General features: G+C 36.6%; 16 protein-coding genes. 5 read left to right on the top strand and 11 right to left on the bottom strand.

Annotated elements, in window-relative coordinates; translation table 11 throughout:
* Nucleotides 1-12 precede the first annotated feature (12 nt).
* Nucleotides 13-1245 carry a Glu/Leu/Phe/Val dehydrogenase dimerization domain-containing protein gene (locus tag ACFQ39_RS07305; protein WP_377177585.1) on the bottom strand — a complete coding sequence of 411 codons (1233 nt, stop codon included), beginning with the start codon at nucleotides 1243-1245 and terminating at the stop codon, nucleotides 13-15.
* A 6-nt stretch (nucleotides 1246-1251) separates the two neighbouring features.
* Nucleotides 1252-2325 (bottom strand): anhydro-N-acetylmuramic acid kinase, encoded by a 1074-nt coding sequence (locus ACFQ39_RS07300; RefSeq protein ID WP_377177583.1) that lies wholly within the window; start codon nucleotides 2323-2325, stop codon nucleotides 1252-1254.
* Between the two features lie 75 nt (nucleotides 2326-2400).
* Here ACFQ39_RS07300 and ACFQ39_RS07295 point away from each other — a divergent pair, with 75 nt between their 5' ends.
* The 5 genes from ACFQ39_RS07295 to ACFQ39_RS07275 all read left to right on the top strand — a co-directional run bounded on the left by ACFQ39_RS07295 (nucleotide 2401) and on the right by ACFQ39_RS07275 (nucleotide 11087).
* A complete protein-coding gene (locus ACFQ39_RS07295; RefSeq protein WP_377177581.1) occupies nucleotides 2401-3543 on the top strand; it encodes an acyl-CoA dehydrogenase in 1143 nt (380 codons plus the stop codon).
* 117 nt (nucleotides 3544-3660) lie between these two features.
* A complete protein-coding gene (locus ACFQ39_RS07290; protein WP_377177579.1) occupies nucleotides 3661-4557 on the top strand; it encodes a DnaJ C-terminal domain-containing protein in 897 nt (298 codons plus the stop codon).
* Nucleotides 4557-4847 (top strand): chaperone modulator CbpM, encoded by a 291-nt coding sequence (locus tag ACFQ39_RS07285; RefSeq protein WP_377177577.1) that lies wholly within the window; start codon nucleotides 4557-4559, stop codon nucleotides 4845-4847. The genes ACFQ39_RS07290 and ACFQ39_RS07285 overlap by 1 nt, the downstream gene beginning before the upstream one ends.
* A 258-nt stretch (nucleotides 4848-5105) precedes the next feature.
* A complete protein-coding gene (gltB, locus tag ACFQ39_RS07280) occupies nucleotides 5106-9626 on the top strand; it encodes a glutamate synthase large subunit (protein ID WP_377177575.1) in 4521 nt (1506 codons plus the stop codon).
* Between the two features lie 3 nt (nucleotides 9627-9629).
* Nucleotides 9630-11087, top strand: coding sequence for a glutamate synthase subunit beta (locus tag ACFQ39_RS07275; protein ID WP_377177573.1), 1458 nt, complete (start codon nucleotides 9630-9632; stop codon nucleotides 11085-11087).
* Nucleotides 11088-11309: 222 nt separating this feature from the next.
* Here the strand turns inward: ACFQ39_RS07275 and ACFQ39_RS07270 are convergent, their stop codons facing one another.
* The 9 genes from ACFQ39_RS07270 to ACFQ39_RS07230 form a co-directional block, all read right to left on the bottom strand.
* The gene (locus tag ACFQ39_RS07270; RefSeq protein ID WP_377177571.1) at nucleotides 11310-12509 is read right to left on the bottom strand and encodes a metallophosphoesterase; all 1200 of its coding nucleotides are present in this window, start codon (nucleotides 12507-12509) and stop codon (nucleotides 11310-11312) included.
* A gap of 23 nt (nucleotides 12510-12532) precedes the next feature.
* The gene (locus tag ACFQ39_RS07265) at nucleotides 12533-13141 is read right to left on the bottom strand and encodes a CDP-alcohol phosphatidyltransferase family protein (RefSeq protein ID WP_377177569.1); all 609 of its coding nucleotides are present in this window, start codon (nucleotides 13139-13141) and stop codon (nucleotides 12533-12535) included.
* Nucleotides 13142-13238: 97 nt separating this feature from the next.
* Nucleotides 13239-14303 carry a flavin monoamine oxidase family protein gene (locus tag ACFQ39_RS07260; protein ID WP_377177567.1) on the bottom strand — a complete coding sequence of 355 codons (1065 nt, stop codon included), beginning with the start codon at nucleotides 14301-14303 and terminating at the stop codon, nucleotides 13239-13241.
* 24 nt (nucleotides 14304-14327) lie between these two features.
* Complete coding sequence (locus tag ACFQ39_RS07255) at nucleotides 14328-14708, bottom strand: DUF4174 domain-containing protein (RefSeq protein ID WP_377177565.1); 381 nt, start codon at nucleotides 14706-14708, stop codon at nucleotides 14328-14330.
* A 70-nt stretch (nucleotides 14709-14778) separates the two neighbouring features.
* Entirely contained in the window at nucleotides 14779-16572 is a 1794-nt protein-coding gene (locus ACFQ39_RS07250; protein WP_377177563.1) for a DUF885 domain-containing protein, read from the bottom strand.
* A gap of 40 nt (nucleotides 16573-16612) precedes the next feature.
* Entirely contained in the window at nucleotides 16613-18322 is a 1710-nt protein-coding gene (locus ACFQ39_RS07245; protein ID WP_377177561.1) for a GMC oxidoreductase, read from the bottom strand.
* Nucleotides 18315-18863, bottom strand: a complete 549-nt coding sequence (locus ACFQ39_RS07240; RefSeq protein ID WP_377177559.1) for a gluconate 2-dehydrogenase subunit 3 family protein — start codon at nucleotides 18861-18863, stop codon at nucleotides 18315-18317. The genes ACFQ39_RS07245 and ACFQ39_RS07240 overlap by 8 nt, the downstream gene beginning before the upstream one ends.
* 104 nt (nucleotides 18864-18967) lie before the next feature.
* Nucleotides 18968-19636 carry a GDSL-type esterase/lipase family protein gene (locus ACFQ39_RS07235; protein WP_377177557.1) on the bottom strand — a complete coding sequence of 223 codons (669 nt, stop codon included), beginning with the start codon at nucleotides 19634-19636 and terminating at the stop codon, nucleotides 18968-18970.
* Between the two features lie 10 nt (nucleotides 19637-19646).
* Nucleotides 19647-21266, bottom strand: coding sequence for a glycosyltransferase family 39 protein (locus ACFQ39_RS07230; protein ID WP_377177555.1), 1620 nt, complete (start codon nucleotides 21264-21266; stop codon nucleotides 19647-19649).
* Nucleotides 21267-21544 lie beyond the last annotated feature (278 nt).

Here is a 21544-nt window from a genome sequence, read left to right as displayed (position 1 = left end):
TAAATATAGCAATTATATCAATTCACTTAAGGCAATTTGGAATCCTGTTTTGGAAATATTATTTTTTTTGGAATTGACCTTATATATTTTTTTCATCGCCCTTTTAATTGTTCTGGAAGTGTCTTTAAAGATCAATTCATCTTTCATGGGGAGCGCAATTTTCTTTTCCATTAGATAGGCAAAAACCCTCGCAATACCGCAGTTAGAGATAAAATCAGGAATCAAACTCACCTGTTGATCCGTATATTCCATGATGGGTCCAAAAAATATTTCCTTATCAGCAAAGGGCACGTTTGCACCTGGAGAGATTACCTCCAAACCTGTTTCTATCATTTTCGAAATTTGCTCCTTCGTCACCAAACGCGAAGCAGCCGCCGGTACAAATATTTCTGCCGGAACCGACCAAATTCTTTGGTTCATCTCTTCAAAAGGTATCAAGCCTTCATTTTGCAAAGTATTTCCCTTTTTGTTTAAAAAGAGTTCTTTCATCTCGAGAAGTGTAAAGCCATTTGTATTGATCAAACCTCCGGCTTTATCTATAATGCCAACAACTTTTGCTCCTAAAGATGTCAAATAATACGCCGCGGCAGAGCCCACATTTCCAAATCCCTGTACAATTACCCTTTTATTTTTTATTTCACCCCCATAAATACCGTAATAATGTTTCACAGCCTCTGCAACACCATATCCGGTGAGCATATCTGCAATGGTGTATTTTCTATCTACGGCCGGCGTGTATTTAGGATCTTCAATCACTTTAATCACTCCGTGTCTAAGCTGACCAATTCTATTTATTTTTTCTGCTTCAGAAGGTTTAAAGTGACCATTAAAAACACCTTCCTGCGGATGCCATACACCGGCGTTTTCTGTTAGTGGAATTACATCGTGAATTTCATCCACATTAAGGTCTCCTCCTGTACCGTAATAATATTTTAAAAGAGGGGTTACCGCTTTATACCACCTTTCCAGTACTCCCTGCTTTCGCGGATCACTTGGATCAAAATTGATCCCTGATTTTGCTCCTCCGATTGGTGGCCCAGAAACTGTAAACTTTACTTCCATTGTCTTCGCTAATGAGAGAACCTCATTCATATCTAAACCGGCACGCATTCTTGTTCCTCCTCCTGCCGCTCCACCTCGAAGAGAATTAATTACTGTCCAGCCCTCTGCTTCTGTTTCCGGATCTTTCCAGTGAAAAACAATTTCGGGTGGTTTATTTTCGTATTTGCTTAAAAGTTCTTTCATGATTATTTAAACTTTAAAATAAACGCCACTGCTGTGATCTTTTTTTGCTCCTGTCACACTTTTTAAACAGTTTATCTCTTCTTGACTTTTTAACACAGCTAAAAAAGCAAAAATGATCGCTTCTTTAAAATCGATGATCTGTTTGGTTGGAATTACTAGTTCGGCCTGCGTAAAAGATTGTGTCTTTTCTATCAAAAATTGATTAAGTGCCCCTCCGCCTGACACCAAAACTTTGGTCTCAGCATTATGACTATTCTTGCCGATGACATCGGCAATTTGCATCGCAATATGCTCGACATAAGTCCTTAAAACATCTTTTGCAGAAAGGTTAAAACTATCGATAATTGGAAAAATTTTCTCGACAACAAATTCATAGCCCAGGGACTTTGGCTCTTCTCCTTTGTAAAAATCGAGCTCATTTAATGTTGTTAAAAGGATTTTATTCAATTTCCCTTGTCTGGCAATTTTGCCTCCGTCATCATAGGGAAATCCCAATTGCTCAGCGTAGTGATTCATTACAATGTTTACAGGGCAAATATCAAAGGCCAATCTCTCATTCTTCTTATCAAAAGAAATATTTGAAAAGCCACCCAGGTTTAAGCAAAACTCATATTCAGAAAACAAAAGTTGATCTCCAATGGGCACTAAAGGAGCCCCCTGTCCACCCAAAGCCACATCCTGTTTTCTAAAATCGCAATAAACTGGCAGTTTCGTTTCTGCAGAAATAATGGCTCCATTTCCAATTTGTGTGGTGTAATGCAATTGAGGTTGATGAAAAATAGTTTGTCCGTGGGATGCTACAAAATCAATATTTGAAAGTTTATTTTTATCGATAAAATCATTGATAACCTTTGCCAAAAAAAAGCCATAATCCGCATCCAATTGGACCAGTTTTTCTCCTGAAAAGCCAAAAGCATCTTTTAACCTGTTTTTCCATAAATCAGAATATTCTATGGTTTCTGTTGCCAATATATCAAAAGTATATTGATTTTCTTTAGTGAATTTAGCAAATACTAAATCTATTCCGTCTAAGGAAGTGCCACTCATTAGGCCAATTATCTTCCATTCTTTCTTCTCCATGGTGGAGTAAAATTACAAATAGATTTTCTAAAAGCCGTATCTTTGAGAAAATAAAAACGAAACAAAATTAGCCTTATGGATTTTAATTTAACAGAAGAACAAATCATGATAAGGGATGCTGCTCGCGATTTTGCAAAGTCGGAGTTACTGCCCGGTGTTATTGAAAGAGATGAAAAGCAACAGTTTCCTGCAGAAGCCATAAAAAAGATGGGAGAATTGGGCTTTTTAGGAATGATGGTAGACCCTAAATATGGAGGAGGCGGAATGGATACCGTTTCTTACGTGCTTGCCATGGAGGAAATTTCGAAAATTGACGCATCTGCTTCGGTCGTAATGTCTGTCAACAATTCTCTTGTTTGTTGGGGTTTAGAAAACTTTGGAACAGAAGCTCAAAAACAAAAATATCTCATTCCATTGGCGACTGGAGAAATTATTGGGGCTTTTTGTTTGAGTGAGCCTGAAGCGGGTTCTGATGCTACTTCTCAAAAGACAACCGCAATTGATATGGGAGATCATTATCTGTTGAACGGCACGAAAAACTGGATCACGAATGGAAACAGCGCGTCGGTTTATTTGGTGATCGCTCAAACATATCCTGAAAAAGGCCATTATGGTATCAATGCCCTTATTGTTGAAAAAGGCATGGAAGGATTTGAGGTCGGATTAAAAGAAAACAAGTTAGGGATTAGAGGTTCTGACACGCATTCTTTAATGTTTAACAATGTGAAAGTGCCTAAAGAAAACCGTATCGGCGAGGATGGCTTCGGTTTTAAATTTGCCATGAAAACATTGGCTGGGGGTAGAATTGGTATCGCTTCGCAGGCTTTAGGAATTGCCTCAGGCGCTTACGAATTAGCCTTAGCCTATTCCAAACAGAGAAAAGCCTTTGGCAAAGAGATCAGTCAACATCAAGCCATTGCTTTTAAGCTGGCAGATATGGCTACAGATATTGAACTGGGCAGGTTACTATGCATAAAAGCTGCCTGGCACAAAGACCAGCAAATGAATTATGATCAATCCGGAGCTATGGCCAAGTTATTCTGTGCAGATATGGCTATGAAAGCTACTGTTGAAGCGGTACAAATCCATGGTGGATATGGCTATGTAAAAGAATACCATGTGGAAAGATTAATGAGGGATGCCAAGATTACTCAGATATACGAGGGTACCTCTGAAATTCAAAAAATTGTCATTTCCAGATCTATTATAAATTCTTAAAAAATTTAAAGCCTCCCTTACCGGAGGCTTTTTTATTGGTTTATATCGAAATCATTAAGAATCACTTTTATTTCGCTTTTATGTTCGTTATATTTGGTGTAGCTATCAAACTATACCATGGAATTTATTGATTATTACAAAGTCTTGGGTGTCGCGAAAAATGCCGATGACAAAGAGATTAAAAAGGCTTATCGAAAACTCGCTCGAAAATACCATCCTGATGTGAATCCCAATAATCAGGATGCTAAACAAAAGTTTCAACAGGTTAATGAGGCCAACGAAGTATTGAGTGACCCCGAAAAACGCAAGAAATATGATCAATACGGAAAAGATTGGCAGCACGCAGATCAATTCGAGCAGGCCAAAAAACAGCAGCAAGCCCGAGGAGGTCGTCAACAGTATTCAGACTTTGGTGGTCAATCTTATTCTGAAGCAGACTTTTCTGATTTTTTTGAATCGATGTTTGGCGGTGGAAGAAGATCTCAAAGTGCACAGGCAAAATACAGAGGTCAAGATTTCAATGCTGAGTTACGCTTAGAATTAGAAGATGTTTACACCTCTCACAAACGCACATTAACCGTCAATGGAAAAAATATCCGTCTTACTATTCCTGCGGGTGTGGAAAATGGGCAAACGATTAAAATAAAAGGTCACGGTGGTCCTGGAATCAATGGAGGACCCAATGGCGATTTGTATATCACTTTCCAAATAGAAAATCATTCAATCTATAAAAGAGATGGCAAGGACCTCCATAGAATAATCGATTTACCATTATATACCGCAATTTTAGGAGGAGAACTTACGGTTGATACCTTGGGTGGAAAAGTCAAACTAAAAGTACCTCCCGAAACCAAGAACAACAGCAAAGTTAAATTGAAAGGCAAAGGTTTTCCAATATATAAAAAGGAAGGTCAATTTGGAGATTTATACCTCACCTATCAAATCGATATTCCAACCAATTTAACGAGCAAAGAAAAAGAACTATTTGAAGAACTTTCTAAAATGCGGAAATGATGGAAAAAAAATCTTTTATACCAGTAGAACAATTCTGTGAACTTTATCATATTGAATTTTCCTTTATTCATCATCTCAAAGATTATGGGCTGATAGAAATGGAAATAATTGATCAAAATGAGTTCATTCGCATGGATCATTTATCACGCATTGAAAAAATGATCAGACTTCACGAAGATTTGGGCGTTAATTTTGAGGGAATCGACATCATTGATCAACTATTGATGAGGCTGGAAGAAATGCAAAGCGAATTAACCCAAATCAAGAATAAACTTAGATTTTACGAATGAGGTTTGATAAATTTAACAAAAACGATTCATTGAAATAAAAATTAAACAACTTTTTCACTAAAGTTAAGTGCATAATCAAGCAAAAACAATTTTACCTACAATTGTAAATCATAATTATTCAATATATAGCAACATAAATTTTACATTATACAAAATCATTAAATAATTTTTATTTAGTTTATATTTCTTTCCTGTTTTAACAGTTTTTGTTAAATTATTTCTATCAATATACATATTTTTGTCGATATAACTTATTTTATGACGTACGTAAAACAAGGGCTTTATTCGCCCGAATTTGAACATGATAATTGTGGAGCAGGATTTATTTGTAGCCTGAATGGTGAGAAAACCAATAAAATTATTCACGATGCACTCGAGATACTTATTAAACTTGAACATCGAGGTGCCGTTAGTGCTGACGGGAAAACCGGAGATGGTGCCGGAATATTGATAGATATCCCTCATGAATTCTTTAAAAAAGATTGCTCTTTTGATTTACCAGAACCCGGTGAGTATGCCGTTGGTATGCTGTTTTTACCTAATTCTGTCAACCAAAGTAAATTTTGTATTGATATACTTGAGCGCGAAATCAAAAGGCAAGGTCTTCCTATTTTAGGCTGGCGCAATGTTCCGGTTGATTCTAAGCATTTAGGAGAAATCGCGAAAAGGACAGAGCCTACAGTCAAACAAATTTTTGTCGGTAAGGAGTTCACTGAACAACAAGACGCTGTTTTTATGGCTAAAGTATATGCCGCCAGAAAAATTGCCGAAAACCAAATCTATCAATCCAAACTAAAAGAAAGTAAGTTATTTTATATTCCAAGCTTTTCTACGACGACCCTTATATACAAAGGCTTACTCATCCCTGAAGATATTAGAAATTACTACCTGGATCTTTCTAACCCTACGCTTGTCACTAAGCTTGCCTTGGTACACCAAAGATTTTCCACCAATACTGCGCCCTCTTGGGACCTTGCCCAACCTTTCCGTTTCATGTGTCACAACGGAGAGATCAATACACTAAGAGGAAATGTCAGCCGTATGAGAGCCCGACAAGAATTAATGGAAAATGAAGTTTTTGCTGATTTTACAGAAGAACTTTTTCCAATTATTGTAGAAGGAAAGTCTGACTCTGCCTCTATGGATATGGTGGTTGAATTGTTGTTGATGACAGGTAGAACCTTACCGGAAGTGATGATGATGTTAGTGCCCGAGGCATGGGAAAAAGACAATATGATGTCGGACGATAAAAAGGCTTTTTATGAGTATAATGCTTGTATCATGGAACCATGGGACGGACCTGCTTCTGTACCCTTTACTGATGGAAAATATATTGGAGCGCTTTTAGATAGAAACGGACTTAGGCCTTCGAGGTATACCTTGACCAAAAGTGGTTATGTGATTATGTCTTCTGAGATTGGTGTGCTTGACATCAAACCCGAAGACGTGGTGAAACACGGTAGATTGGAGCCCGGCAAAATGTTTTTGGTAGATATGGTTGAGGGGCGTATCATTGAAGATCAGGAAATTAAAACCGCTATTTCGTCAAAAAATCCATATAGAAAATGGATTGATGAAAACTTGTTGCCCCTTGCAAAAGTGCCTTATACCGGAAACCAGTGTCCAATAGAACCTACACCGATCAGTAAAAGGTTACAAATGTTTGGGTATACACAAGAAGATTTAGACACCATTATCATGCCGATGGCCAAAAAAGGTTACGAAGCCATTGGTTCTATGGGAACCGATACACCGCTGGCTGTCCTTTCAAACAGACCCCAACTTTTATACAATTACTTCAAACAACTATTCGCTCAGGTTACGAATCCACCATTAGACGGAATACGAGAGGAAATAATTACTGATATCAGCCTAGCCATTGGTCAAGATCGCAACATTTTTAAAATTCTACCGGAGAATTGTAAAAAATTAAAAATTCAAAATCCGGTAATTTCTAACGACGATCTGGACAAAATTAAGAATATCAACATATCAGGCTTTAAAGCAGAAGTTATCCCTATCCTTTATGATATCAAGAGAGGTTTAAATGCTCTGGAAAAGGCTTTGGAGGTCATGATAAAGAAAGCCGCACAGGCAGTAGATAACGGATGTAATATCATCATTCTTTCAGACCGAGGTGCAGACAAAGCCAACGGACCAATCCCCGCCTTATTGGCCTGTTCTTATTTACATCATACGTTAAACAAGTTACAGAAAAGATCAAAATTCGGGATTGTAATAGAATCTGCAGAACCTAGGGAACCACATCATTTTGCTACCCTTTTTGGCTATGGTGCTAGTGCGATCAATCCATACATGGTCAATGAAATCATTCGTGAAAAGGTTAGGCTGGGCGAGTTAACAGATATAGAATCAGAAAAAGCAGTAGAAAATTTCAACAAAGCCGTTGGTAAAGGTGTGCTGAAAATAATGAATAAAATAGGTATTTCAACCTTACACTCTTACCGCGCTTCTCAAATTTTTGAAATCCTCGGGTTAAATGCCCACTTTGTAGAGAAATATTTTCCTTATACACCTACGAGAATTGAAGGCATTGGTCTCTATGAACTGGAAAGAGAAATTTCAAAGCGCCATAAAAACGCCTATTTCGGACATCAGATTTCCGGAGAACTAGACATAGAAATTGGAGGGGATTACCGCTGGAGAAGAAATGGCGAACAGCATATGTTCAATCCTACAACGGTAGCAAAATTGCAACAAGCTGTGCGAACTAATAGTTTTGATAGTTATCAAACTTATGCCAATTACATCAATGATCAAACCAAGCATTTAATGACTTTAAGAGGAATGTTCGAATTTCAAAATTTGGACCCAATTCCTCTAGATGAAGTTGAACCATGGACGGATATCGTCAAGCGGTTCAAAACAGGGGCTATGTCTTATGGATCTATATCCAAAGAGGCCCATGAAAATCTTGCCATCGCCATGAACAGAATTGGTGGAAAAAGCAACTCTGGTGAGGGTGGTGAAGACCAGAACAGGTTTATAAAAGACATCAATGGAGATAGTAGGAATAGTGCCATCAAGCAGGTTGCTTCAGGCCGATTTGGCGTAACGAGCAACTATTTGACCAATGCCAGAGAAATTCAAATAAAAATGGCTCAAGGAGCTAAACCCGGTGAAGGAGGACAGCTACCGGGAGAAAAAGTATATCCTTGGATCGCGCAAGTAAGAAATTCAACGCCTTATGTAGGTTTGATTTCTCCACCGCCACATCACGATATTTATTCTATTGAAGATCTTTCTCAGTTAATTTTCGATTTAAAAAATGCCAACAGGGAAGCTAGGATCAATGTCAAATTAGTCTCTGAAGTTGGCGTAGGTACAATTGCTGCAGGCGTAGCTAAAGCGAAGGCAGATGTGATTTTAATTTCCGGTTTCGACGGTGGAACAGGTGCATCACCACTTACCTCGCTAAAACATGCAGGTCTGCCTTGGGAATTAGGTGTAGCTGAAGCACAACAAACTTTGGTTCTCAACAATTTAAGAAGCCGGGTGGTGTTAGAATGTGACGGCCAGTTGAAAACAGGAAGAGATGTTGCCATTGCTTGTCTGTTAGGCGCCGAGGAGTTTGGCTTTGCCACTGCGCCTTTGGTAGCTTCGGGTTGCATTATGATGAGAAAGTGCCATCTCAACACTTGCCCTGTAGGTATTGCAACACAAGATCCTGAATTGCGCAAAAACTTTAAAGGAACACCGGAACACGTCATTAATTTTATGTATTTCGTTGCAGAAGAATTGAGACAGATCATGGCTCAGCTAGGTTTTAGAACCATAGAAGAAATGGTGGGTCAATCTCAAAAAATCAATGTCAACCGTGCTATTGAGCATTTCAAAGCCGAAGGCTTGGATCTTTCTAAAATATTATATCAAACAGAGGGCTATAAAGACAAGATCAAACACAATACAGAATCTCAATCACACGATTTGGAGCATGCATTAGATTTTGAAATTATAAAAGATGCGCACCCCGCAATTTACAGAAAGGAAAAGATGGATTTATCTTACCCTATCTTTAATACAAATCGCTCTGTTGGCGCCATTGTGAGTAATGAAATTTCAAAAATATATGGTGCCTTTGGCTTACCACAAGACACCCTGAATTTAAATTTTAAAGGATCTGCAGGTCAAAGCTTTGGTGCATTTGCAACGAATGGATTGACCATGACCATTGAGGGAAATACAAATGACTACTTAGGAAAGGGCTTATCAGGAGCAAAAATTATTGTTAAAAAACCAGAAGCTGCAGATTTTAAAGCAGAAGAGAATATTATAGTTGGAAACGTTTGTTTTTATGGCGGAGTAAAAGGTGAAGCTTATATAAATGGTATCGCTGGAGAACGTTTCTGTGTAAGAAACTCTGGAATTACAGCCATTGTAGAGGGAGTTGGAGATCACGGATGTGAATATATGACAGGTGGTAAAGTTGTTGTCCTTGGAAAAACAGGAAGAAATTTTGCCGCTGGAATGAGTGGCGGTGTTGCCTATGTGTATGATCCTGAAAGTAAATTCCGCAACGGACTTTGTAACATGGAAATGGTTGAATTTGAAAACTTAGATGAAAGCGACCATTTTGAGCTTCAAAATTTGATCAGAAAACATTACGACTATACCAGTTCAGAAAAAGCACATCATATTTTGAGCCATTGGGAAAATGAAATAAAACATATCATAAAAGTAATGCCAACTGAATACAAAAAAGCATTGGCGAGAATAGCAAAGGAAAAATTGGAAAACGAACAATTAACAACAGCGTAATACATGGGAAAAGTAACTGGATTTATGGAGTATCCTCGAACGGATGAAAAGAATATCGAGGTTAAAAAGCGCTTAAGAAATTATAAAGAATTTACTGTTTCTCTATCTGAAGAAGATTTACAAAAACAAGGTTCTCGCTGTATGGATTGCGGTATACCATTTTGTCATAGTGGTTGTCCGCTAGGGAATCTCATTCCTGATTTCAACGAAATGGTTTATAAAGGTGAATGGAAGAAAGCTTTAACCATCCTTCATTCCACCAATAATTTTCCTGAATTTACGGGAAGACTTTGTCCTGCTCCTTGTGAAAAATCGTGTGTTTTGGGCATTATAACCAATCCCGTTTCAATTGAGAATATTGAAAAAAACATTGTTGAGAGAGGTTTTAAAGAAGGATGGATTGTAGCTGAGCCTCCAATAAACAGAACGGAAAAAAGGGTAGCCGTAGTTGGTTCCGGTCCGGCAGGATTGGCTGCAGCACAACAGCTCAATCGTGCAGGTCATTGGGTGACAGTTTTAGAAAGAGATGATGAAGTTGGCGGACTTTTGCGCTATGGTATCCCTAATTTTAAACTAGAAAAAGAAATTATAGACAGAAGAATAGACATACTCAAGGAAGAGGGAATAGAATTTGTTTGCAATGCCCATGTAGGTGTAAACTACACTGTAGAAAAACTCAAAGAATTTGATGCTGTTGTGTTATGTGGTGGCGCAACCCAGAGAAGAACATTACCTGGAATTAAGGAAGGAACGAAAGGTGTAGTTCAAGCCATGGATTTCTTAACGCAACAGACCAAAGTATTATTTGGCAAGCCTTTGGATGGTGAACAAGTAATGGCTACAGGTAAAAATGTGATTGTTATTGGTGGTGGAGATACCGGATCTGATTGTATTGGCACTTCAAATAGGCATGGAGCACTATCTGTCACCAACTTTGAAATTATGCCAAAGCCGCCTTTAGGAAGAAGTGAAACTACCCCTTGGCCCTATTGGCCACTTCAATTAAAAACATCCAGTTCACACGAGGAAGGCTGTGATAGAAATTGGTTAATCAATACCAAAGAATTTATCACAAATGAAAAGAATGAATTGACAGGTGTTAAAACGGTTCAGGTTGAATGGAAACTAAAACCAGGAAAACGTCCGGAATTGATCGAAGTTGAAGGTACAGAAAAAATATGGCCCTGTGATCTCGTTTTACTGGCTTTAGGATTTACAGGTCCTGAAAATACGCTGAGTGAACAATTAGGATTAAAATTAGATGAAAGAACAAATTTCAAAACCCATAATTATCAAACAAACATCCCTAATGTTTTTGCTGCCGGTGATATGAGAAGAGGACAATCACTGATCGTATGGGCGATCAATGAAGGGAGAGAAGCTGCCAAAGAGGTAGATCTTTACTTGATGGGTGAAAGTCAGTTAATGACAAAAGGTGTTGGAGACCTGCCCAATATTTGAGATAAACTTTAAAAAAGGAAGGCCATTGCCTTCCTTTTTTATTTTACGTACTCTAAGTCTACAACCACATATTGATGCAGATTACTGTTGTTTTTTAGTTCTTCTAACTTGACGGACAGCTCTAACTGTTCTAACATATTTGTCATTATTACCTATTTTTTTGTAAAAATAGATCGCTATCATCAAGAATTTGGCGACACCTATTGTCATTTTAAAAGATCCTTAATTACTAAGTTCTATGAATGTGATTTCGGGTCGCATACCTAAACGTCCCGGAAAACCGAGCCATCCCAGACCACGATTCACATACAAATACTGATTTCCAATTTTATGGAGACCTGCCCATTGTTTGTATTTATATTTTATCGGACTCCATTTTTTATTTTTTAAATTGATCCCAGCCTGCATGCCATGTGTATGACCGGAAAGTGTGAGCGAAATATCAGTATGACCTACAACTTCTTCTTCCCAATGGGTTGGATCATGCGACAATAATATTTTAAAGGGAATATCCTCGACTCCTTCTAAGGCTAGATCTAGTTTTCCATATTGTTTGAATGGAGGGTTTCCCCAGTTTTCCACTCCGATGATCGCCAATTTTTCCTCCTCCTTTGAAAAAACAACAGATTCATTTAGCAAAAGCTTAAAGTTGATCTTTTTAAAAAAATACTTTATCGAAGTAAAATTTTGCATTTTAGCTTTATTGTTCTTCCATTTACTGTAATCACCATAATCATGATTTCCTAAAACAGCATATTTACCATACTTTGCCTCAAGGGGTTGGAAAACTCTATCCCAACCTTTTAACTCCCATGCATAATTGTTTACCATATCTCCGGTAAAAAAAATAAAATCAGGTTTTAAATGATTGATCATATCAATGGCCTTTTCCAATACCTGGTACCTATAATTAAAACTGCCCAAGTGTATATCTGAGATCTGTACGATCTTTATCCCTTTCAAAGCATCCGGTAATTTTGCACATTTCACCTTTGTCTTGTGTATTTTAAATTGATGCACCGCATGAAAAACCGCATAGAGAATAACAAAAAAGGGCAAAAACCCTGAAAACAAACCAACGATGGGGATGACAACAAGCGATTCATTTTCAGAGAAGGCATAGTTTGAAAAAAATAAGATCGAAATGACGAGTACAAAAAATATTTTGGGAATAAATGAAGAGACCGTTAAGCCGTATAGTGAAGTGATAAGCAAATGTTTTCTAATTGGATGGATTCCATCTAATCGAACTTTTAAAACAATGATGGATGTGATTAAACCAAATGTAAAAAACCAAAACAAGATATGGATGACTGTTTTCAGCGTGTCATTGCTAATCAAATTTGTAATTGATTTTAACCAATAAAAGGCGAGTATATCTATCAGCAAAATTGCTGCACATAATAATAAGATATGTTTCATAGAATAGGCTCGCATATATCCGCTTAATTTTTAATTCTTTCCTGTCTTCTTTTATCCCTCATTGCCCAATAAAATCCTTTTACGTCTTTTACCCAATACTTATGCATCCCTATCAAAATGATCTCCTCAACAGTTTCGACAATTCCAATGGCGATGACCAAATAAAACAGCCAATAAACAGGCCCAAAAAATAATAGCCATAGGATAAACACAGCCTGAAGGATTGCAGACAGCTTAGCCAAATAGGTATGAAATGCAGTAGTTCTTCCATATCTGAACAATGCTATAATCATCTGCAATACATAGAGTACCATTGGGATAGCGATAATCTCTATATTTTCCATGATAAAATCCTTTTCAAAAACCCAAAGACCTAATAATCCTGCCACTAATGTGAGTTGATCACCCAAAGAATCCAATTGCGACCCGCGACTGCTCGTCATGTTAAATTTTCTAGCCAAATAACCATCTATGGCATCCGTACTATAGCTAATTAACAACATCCAAGTAAAAACAAGGCGCCAATCCAAAAAAATAAAAACCATCAAAAATGGAAAGGAAAAAATTCTATAAAAAGATAACCAATCTGCAATATTAAATTTTTGAAAAACCTTTAATCGATCTAAAATCATGGATTAGCTAATTTTAAGGTTTGTTTACAGTAAAGTTACTGAATCTCACTAAAAACTACTGATTTGATTACAATTAATTCTGATCAATATTGAAAATCTACATAATAGCCTTCAATATTTTGTCAAAAACAATTTCTGCACTTTGTATGGCGCCTTCCATATATCCCCCAAATTGTTGAGCTGTTTCTGTACCTGCTATATGAAGTCGATTATCGCAATACGAATTCTGAAAAATTGGATTCCCATTATTTTGGTGAGGGTAAATAGAGCCAGAATAAGGTTGAAAAGTAAAATTTTCATTTTGCCATATCAGTTCTTCATATGAGCGGTAATGTAAAACGGAATCACCATAATATTTTTTCAATTGATTGAGCACGATTTCCAACCTTTGGTCTTTTGACATAGAAAAATAGGCCCCACTTAAAAAGCCTTTTAAAGCAAAAAACTGATCATCAACATCATTGTGCTCATACATTTCGGTAACAGGACCAACATTACTAAAAATTGTGCCGCTGAGCCTATCATTTCTCCAAAAAGGCGCATCGAATCTCAAACCTATTTTTATCGACTCACCCATCCAAGTATGGGTGTTCTGTGAAACAATTACCAAATTTTCAGGTAATTGCGGCATAAATTCTATGCTGTTAACCAATAAATTAGGTGGTAAAGTAGAAACTACTATTTCTCCGTAATAGTTTTTATTTTTAGTGAAAACATGAAATTTTTTATCGCTATATTCTACTCTGTCAACCTGTTCATTTAATTGGATCTCATCCACCGCAATTTTTTTCGTCAGCGCCTTTATCAGTTCAAAAGTACCTCCCTGAATTCTAAAACTAGGATCATCATTTGGGGGCAACTGAACCAGTTGATGAGGACTACTTGATATAGGCTCATATATAGCCGTATTCCCTAAATATTGTTCAAAATAATGAATGTTTAATTCACTTATTACTTGCTTAAATTTACGATGCTTTTCTCCAAACCAAGTTGCTCCCATCTCAATAGGAGCTGAATCCTTTTGATAATGGGTTAAAATCCGACCACCTACTCTATTTCTGGCTTCTAAAATTTGAAAACTTATTTTTTCCTTTTTTAATAGATGAGCCAAATAAAGTCCTGTTAATCCAGCGCCCAGTATAATAACTTTTTTACATTCCATCTGCCATGGTTATCTTAACTCAAATCAATTTCTGTTTTCGATTTCTGATTTCCTCATCGGCATCCTATCAATAGTCTGTTTTAAAGTATCCATCATCATGGGTTTATTCTGACTTATTTTCACTCCTCCATCCAGGCCAATTAATAAAACTTTAAATGATTCCTCTTTTGGATTATATCTTGAAAAAACTTCATTTCCTTTTTCCCATGTACTCAATTCGTCTAAACCCAAAGAAAATGCTTGTGGTAAAACGGATAGAACAACTAGTTTTCTTTCTTCTAAATCATCTTTATTAGCCTTCAAAATAGTCATTTGCTCCTTGAACTCGCCGGAATTAGTATCTTGAGATATAATGAGCAGCACTCTGTTCTTCCATAGGTAATTATTTAAATTTTGCGAAACCATAGATGCACACATGAAAAAAAACAGGAAAGAAATAACAAAGGTTTTCAAAGTTATCTGATCAAAAATGATACTATTTATTTGATTCTATCCATTGATCGATTTTAAGTTCAAACAGAGAAAGTGGTATACACCCTGCTTCTAATACCTCACTGTGAAATTTTCTGATGTCGAATTTATCACCTAATTCTCTTTCAGCCTTTTCTCTCAGTTCTCTTATTTTTATCTGACCTATTTTATAAGAAAGTGCCTGTCCGGGCATGGCCATATATCTTTCAATTTCACTTATAATACTCGCTTCTGGCTCGGCTTCATTATCGAGAGAATATTGAATGGCCTGCTCACGGGTCCATCCTTTTGAATGAAGTCCTGTATCTACAACCAACCTAATTGCTCTGTGCATTTCTCCACCCAACATGCCAAAGTATTGATAGGGATCTTCAAACAAACCCAATTCTTTACCCAATGACTCTGCATATAAGGCCCAGCCCTCACCAAAACTACTATACCAAAGCACTTTTCTAAATTGGGGCAGATCCTGATTTTCTTGTTGTAACGCAATTTGATAATGATGTCCTGGGATCGCCTCATGTAAAAACAGATCTTCATCAGCATAGACATTATATTCGCTCGCATTTGGTATTGGCACGTAAAAAACACCCGGCCTTGAACCGTCTAAAGGCGCCTGATTGTATTCTGCACTTGCCGAATTTTCTCTAAACGCTTCAGTTCTTCTCACTTCAAAACTCGTTTTTGGTTTAGTCTCAAAAAGTTTATTTAACTGTGGTTCCATTTTTACCTGAATAGCGTTAAAATTATCAATAACCTGCTGAGGTTCTGTAAATGGCATCAATTCTTTCTTGTTTCTCACATAATTAAAAAAAGATTGTAAATCGCCTTTATAACCCACTTCCTTCATCACTTTTTCCATTTCAGAAGAAATTCTGGCCACCTCCTTTAATCCTAATTCATGGATTTCTGAAGCCGACATATTGGTTGTGGTAAAATAAGTGATCATACTTTGATAAATCTGATCGCCATTCTCCAAAGCACCAAATCCGCTCGTTTCTCTTCCTGCCGGTAAATAAACCTTCTTTAAAAACTCGGCCATATTTTTATGGGCCGGTACTATTTTTTCCTCAATCATTGCAGTATATTCCACTTGTAATCTGGCTCTTTCTTCTTCTGTAAAACTTTCTGGGAAATTTTTAATAGGACTATAGTACAAATGCTTTTCTACATTTTCTTCAGCCATTGATTCCATTTGAGGGATCACTTTTATGATTAAAGATTTAGGCAACACATAGCCATTTTTTATACCCTCTTCCATTTTTTCTTGTGCAGCAGTAAACCAAACTAAGTATTCATCCACTCTTTTCAGCCAATTCTCATAGTCTTTCACCGTCTTAAAAGGTTGCGCACTTGCCCCACTGGCGAATTGCCCCATTACCAGGTTTATTGTCCACATCTGATTGATCGGGGTATAATCTGGTAAGCTTAACCTTTTAGCGTTTTGTGTGCATTCCCATTCAAGAATTCTTTTGCTCAACAAATCATTCTCATTGAGGTCTTCCTCTGCAAAATGTGATAGTTTTTCAAGATTTGAACTATAAAACAGTTTCATTTCTTCCTTGACACTATCGTTCAAAATATTCACAAAACGATCATTATACCTTGCGTCACCTGCTCTAGTGGCAGATATGGGATCCATCTTTAAAACGCCCTGGTAGTAATCTTCAAATATTTTGGCCAATTCTTCATTTGAAGAAGCTATTCTTTCATTTGTTTTTTCAATCGATTGTTCTGTCTTTTCTTTACACGCGCTGAAGAAAAGAATAAAAGATAATAGGAAAAGTAGTTTTTTCATGATATAGTTTAGGTTAAAAATGGGAATACGATATTAATATTTATAGTCCACCATTTTTTGATGCTTTTACGGCATAGTCACAAGCTCTTGCAGTAAGTGCCATATAGGTTAATGATGGATTTTGTGTCGCCGTAGAAGTCATACAAGCACCATCGGTTACAAATACATTTTTACAAGCATGCATTTGATTCCATTTATTTAAAAGTGATGTTTTGGGATCATTCCCCATACGTACACCTCCCATTTCATGAATATCCAATCCCGGAGATTGTTTAGAATCCTCTTTCCGGATATCTGTAAATCCTGCAGTTTCGAACATTTCAGTAAATTGCTCAAAAAAATCAACAATCATTTTTTCATCATTGTCATCATAACTCACATCTATATTGAGCTGAGGTATATCCCATTCATCCTTTGCTGTAGAATTAAGCGAAACCTGATTGGTATCTTTCGGAATCGTTTCACCCATCATCCCCGCTCCCACAGACCATGGACCCAACTTAGGATTTAAAAGTGATTGTTTTAAAGATTCTCCAATACCGCTGTAATCGGTTTGAGTTGATCTTCTTGCATAAAAAGACGAAGCATAACCGCGTAAGAAATCCGTTTCTTGTTTAAATACATTTCGAAATCTTGGGATATAGGCAGCCGTTGGCCTTCTTCCAGTAGTCGTTTTATCTTGCAAACCATCATATGTAGCAGCAATATTTGCCCTATAAATATGAAAGGCGATATATTTACCTAAGAGCCCATTATCATTACCCAATCCATTCGGAAACCTTGATGATTTTGAATTGAGTAAAATTAAATTGGTATTCAAAGAACCCGCATTGACAAAAATAACCGGAGCCAGATACTCTTTTGTTTCTTTTGTTTCTGCATCTATCACAAGAACTCCCTTTGCTTTCCCTAATTTTTCGTCATAAACAATAGAATGCACTATGGAATTGTTGATCATCGTCAAATTTCCAGTGCGCATTGCCCAAGGGAGTGTACTTGAATTACTGCTGAAATACCCTCCAAACGGACAACCTCTTTGACATAAATTTCTGTATTGGCATTGAGCGCGCCCTTGTTGAGAGATCAAATCTGTACTTTTTGTCACGTGTGCACACCTTCCTGAAATTACAGGTCTGGATTGACCATATTTTTTGATCATTTCTGTTTTGAAATAATCTTCCAAACAATTTAAACCCATACTGGGTAAGACTTCACTATCGGGTAATTGAGGAATTTGATCTCTATCACCGGCAATGCCTACAAATTTTTCTACATAACTATACCAGGGTGCTAAATCTTTATACCTAATTGGCCAGTCAACGGCAAAGCCATCTCTCAGTGGCCCTTCAAAGTCAAAATCACTCCATCGCTGGGTTTGTCTCGCCCAAAGCAAAGATCTTCCTCCAGTTTGGTAACCCCTTATCCAATCAAAAGGTTTTTCTTGAACATAAGGATGTTCTTTATCTTTTACAAAGAAATGGGCGGCATCTTCTTTAAAGGCATAACACTTACTGACCACCGGATTTTCCTGTAAAATATTATCGGGCATTTGCCCTCGGTGTGCAAACTCCCAAGGCATTTTATTTGTAGTGGGGTAATCTAGATTGTGTTTCACCTCTCTTCCCCGTTCTATGACCAAAGTTTTGAGTCCTTTATCACAAAATTCTTTAGCAGCCCAACCACCACTCATACCCGAACCTATGACAATGGCGTCAAAAGTTCTTTCATCTTTTTTTTCCAAATTACGCATTGATATTTATTTTTTGTGAGGGATCAATCGTCACACAATTTTCATAGTTCCCCGGAATTAAATTGTAGGGCATTTCATTGGTCATCACATAAGCTGATTGCATGAAACCTAAAATGCTAAATTGTTTGGATTTGCTGATAAAAAAAGAAAGATCATCGGAATGATTTTTTAGTAGTAACGCTTCAATTATTTTAGACTGATCCTTTTGGGATAGTTTTTCAAAGGGTGAATTCTGTTCATTTTTGCAATATTTTTCAAAATCGATTAACCCTTTTACAAAAGATTTATTTTCTTCTGGAGATAAGCAATCATTGGCCATTACAAGCACAAAATCTGACAATGTATGTTCACTGAAATCTGGGTAAGTTGCAGTAGGGATCATATTTTCAATGACAAGATCGAGCAAGTTTTTTAATTCCTCAGTAATGTGCATATCGCTAGTAGCGACATCTACTTTTTCTTTGGTAAAGGTACATGAAGGAAAAATAATGAGCCCACCAGAAAACAATCCCAAATTTTTTAAAACCGATCTTCGATGCATGATTAAATGATTTATAGCATTGCTACTTCAAAAAAATAGAAATCAATATGAATTCATAAAAATAACCAAATATTCAGGAAAAGTTGGATAGAAGATTAGTTAATTTACTCTAAGACTTGAGAAAGTTCTTTTTGTAAAACCGTTTCCATAACATCGTATCCCTTCTTATTGGGGTGCACTCCGTCTTCTCCAAATTCTTTTCTGAGACCTTTTTGATCATCTACCATCGCATCATAATAATTGACAAATATAAGATTCGCCCTCTGTGCATAATCGGCTAATTTTCCATTTAATTCAATCACTTTATCTGCTGGTTTGATAGAAGGTCTCCATTGAAATCTGTTTGCAGGAAGCACGGTACAAAGTAGAACTTCGATTTGATTAGCCCTTGCTAACTCGGTCATCGAAATGATATTATTTAGGATTTCATCCAAAGTAATCGGACCGGTGTTTTCTGCGATATCATTAATACCGGCCAAAATAACAACAAGCTCAGGTTTAAGCTCAATCACATCCTGTCTGAATCTCAGTAACATTTGAGGCGTGGTTTGTCCGCTAATCCCTCTATTTACAAAAGAATTTTCTTTAAAAAATTCAGGATGTACAGTTTGCCATGCTTCTGTGATAGAATTCCCCATAAAAACAACCCTGTTGTTTTTGTTTTCAATTTTCATATTATCATTTTTGAATTTGTGCAAGTTCGCCCAATCTTGAGCAAATCCGTATTGAAGACCCAAAGTCAATAAAACACTAAGTAGCACTAATCTTCTCAAACTTTATTCTTTAATAATAAATCATCAATTTTTCCAACTTATGACTGTTTTTATATTCATTCTTCAACCATTCATCTTCCGGGTGAAACCCTTTATACACAATTAGAACAGTTTGATCAAAATCTGTATTATTTTTAAAATTAGTCACTTCTTCCGGATTATGCATATTAATCAAGTATTTTTTCCACGTATTATTTGTCTCAAATTCAATCTCCCGATTTAAGTTTTTGTTTCCACTATCCAATGAAATAATGGGTTTGTTCAATTCAAATGCTACCGAGGGGCGAAGTTCATTATAAACAATTATATTTCTTTTATTTAGATGATGCTCTTCAAGGAATTCAGTAATAGGACTTGCACTTTTAAACAATTCCTGATTAGCAATCAACAGTGCATCTCCAGCCAGAATTAAAATTAGCGCCCAGACATAGGTGGTTCCGACCATCTTTACTTTCAAATCCCACTTAAAAAACAGTAAAACTATCAAATCAATAACAGCCATAAGGATGCCATAAATAAGAAGCGAGTTTGGGATGTGTATATCCAATCCTAAAAAAGGTAATGCAATGAAAAACAATGATAAGAGTAATACAAATAAAAAAATAAAACGGTAAGCAGATAACAATTTATTTCCGTTAGTGATACTCAAAAGCCTACTGGTAAGTATTGCCAAAAGACTAAATATTGGTAAAATATATAAAACCCTTTTTGAGGTCGAGATGGAAAAGAAAAGAAGAGGTATGGAGATTGACATAAGAAGCACAAAATAAATGCTTCTGGTGTTGAAATTATTGATGTGCTTTTTAATAAAATAAGGCAGTAAAGCCAGCCAAGGAAGACCGAAGAGAGGTGTCAAAAGTATAAAATACCAAAAGGGTTCTGATCTATCGAAAGCGTTTTCTGAAAACCTGGCTACCGTATGCCTTCCTAAAAAATAATTTAAGAAATGTTCGTCTTTAGTGATGAGATAGACAAACCATGAACCGGAGAGCACCAGAAAAATAATCCAGGCAAGTACATGATGGATAGTCCAATCTTGATTTGACTTTTGAAGTCTATTATAAAAGACAGTAAAAATTACCGGCACTATTAAAACGACAGGACCTTTGGTTAAAAAACCCAGTGCGAGACTGATCGTAAAGAAATACAAAAAATACAGTTTGTCTTCTTGTCTATATCTCACCCAAAAATATATACCAGACAAAATAAAGGTGTTCAGGTAAGCATCTGTAGTTAAGTTTCTGGTAGAAATGAGTACCAATGGAAAACTGAAGTAGATGAGTGCGGCAAATAAAGCACCCTTTTTATCATGAAATAGAAGTTTGTACAATTCAAAAATCAAAAGTAATTGAATCAGCAGGGCTATTTGTAAAAAAAATCTTGCTCCAAAAGGATTCACACCAAACAATTTATACCCTAAAATTGTGATGTCATAGGTCAAAGGAGGTTTATGAAAATGGTGAATTCCCATTAAAATGGGGTTGAGGTAATCATCAGTTTGCATCATTTCTCTCGCAATTTCAGCATATCTGGCATCGCTGGATTCCAATACTCCAAAGCTGCCTAGTTGAAAGAAAAGAAAAAATGAACAGATCAATAAAAAGATATAGAAGCGATACGTATTATTCATACTGCATTGGAGATCTATTGTGAAACTAGGGAAACTGTTAGTGTCTTGCTAATTAGGACGAGGTTTTTTATTCTATATAAGTTTGATTAAAATTAGAGAATTCTTTGCTAAATAAATTTATTAATGCGGTAAAATTTTAAAAACTTATTTAATTAACCCTGTTAGGGTGAGATTGACCAGATTAAAAACAAAAAACCCGATTCATAAGAATCGGGTTTTTCAAAGAAAGGCAATGACCTACTCTCCCACCATTGGCAGTACCATCGGCGCTGATAGGT

The organism is Namhaeicola litoreus, from assembly GCF_042679565.1.
Taxonomy (GTDB): Bacteria; Bacteroidota; Bacteroidia; order Flavobacteriales; family Flavobacteriaceae; genus Namhaeicola; species Namhaeicola litoreus.
The sequence above is the reverse complement of the archived record's forward strand: the minus strand, read 5'-3'. Positions and strand labels throughout refer to the sequence as shown.

What these genes read in the sequence shown, in the direction of transcription:
- ACFQ39_RS07270 (WP_377177571.1), bottom strand. Translation starts at nt 12,509, where the DNA reads ATGAAACATATCTTATTATTATGTGCAGCAATTTTGCTGATAGATATA.
- ACFQ39_RS07255 (WP_377177565.1), bottom strand. Translation starts at nt 14,708, where the DNA reads ATGGTTTCGCAAAATTTAAATAATTACCTATGGAAGAACAGAGTGCTG.
- ACFQ39_RS07295 (WP_377177581.1), top strand. Translation starts at nt 2,401, where the DNA reads ATGGATTTTAATTTAACAGAAGAACAAATCATGATAAGGGATGCTGCT.
- ACFQ39_RS07290 (WP_377177579.1), top strand. Translation starts at nt 3,661, where the DNA reads ATGGAATTTATTGATTATTACAAAGTCTTGGGTGTCGCGAAAAATGCC.
- ACFQ39_RS07305 (WP_377177585.1), bottom strand. Translation starts at nt 1,245, where the DNA reads ATGAAAGAACTTTTAAGCAAATACGAAAATAAACCACCCGAAATTGTT.
- ACFQ39_RS07285 (WP_377177577.1), top strand. Translation starts at nt 4,557, where the DNA reads ATGGAAAAAAAATCTTTTATACCAGTAGAACAATTCTGTGAACTTTAT.
- ACFQ39_RS07265 (WP_377177569.1), bottom strand. Translation starts at nt 13,141, where the DNA reads ATGATTTTAGATCGATTAAAGGTTTTTCAAAAATTTAATATTGCAGAT.
- ACFQ39_RS07245 (WP_377177561.1), bottom strand. Translation starts at nt 18,322, where the DNA reads ATGCGTAATTTGGAAAAAAAAGATGAAAGAACTTTTGACGCCATTGTC.
- ACFQ39_RS07230 (WP_377177555.1), bottom strand. Translation starts at nt 21,266, where the DNA reads ATGAATAATACGTATCGCTTCTATATCTTTTTATTGATCTGTTCATTT.
- gltB (WP_377177575.1), top strand. Translation starts at nt 5,106, where the DNA reads ATGACGTACGTAAAACAAGGGCTTTATTCGCCCGAATTTGAACATGAT.
- ACFQ39_RS07250 (WP_377177563.1), bottom strand. Translation starts at nt 16,572, where the DNA reads ATGAAAAAACTACTTTTCCTATTATCTTTTATTCTTTTCTTCAGCGCG.
- ACFQ39_RS07300 (WP_377177583.1), bottom strand. Translation starts at nt 2,325, where the DNA reads ATGGAGAAGAAAGAATGGAAGATAATTGGCCTAATGAGTGGCACTTCC.
- ACFQ39_RS07260 (WP_377177567.1), bottom strand. Translation starts at nt 14,303, where the DNA reads ATGGAATGTAAAAAAGTTATTATACTGGGCGCTGGATTAACAGGACTT.
- ACFQ39_RS07275 (WP_377177573.1), top strand. Translation starts at nt 9,630, where the DNA reads ATGGGAAAAGTAACTGGATTTATGGAGTATCCTCGAACGGATGAAAAG.
- ACFQ39_RS07240 (WP_377177559.1), bottom strand. Translation starts at nt 18,863, where the DNA reads ATGCATCGAAGATCGGTTTTAAAAAATTTGGGATTGTTTTCTGGTGGG.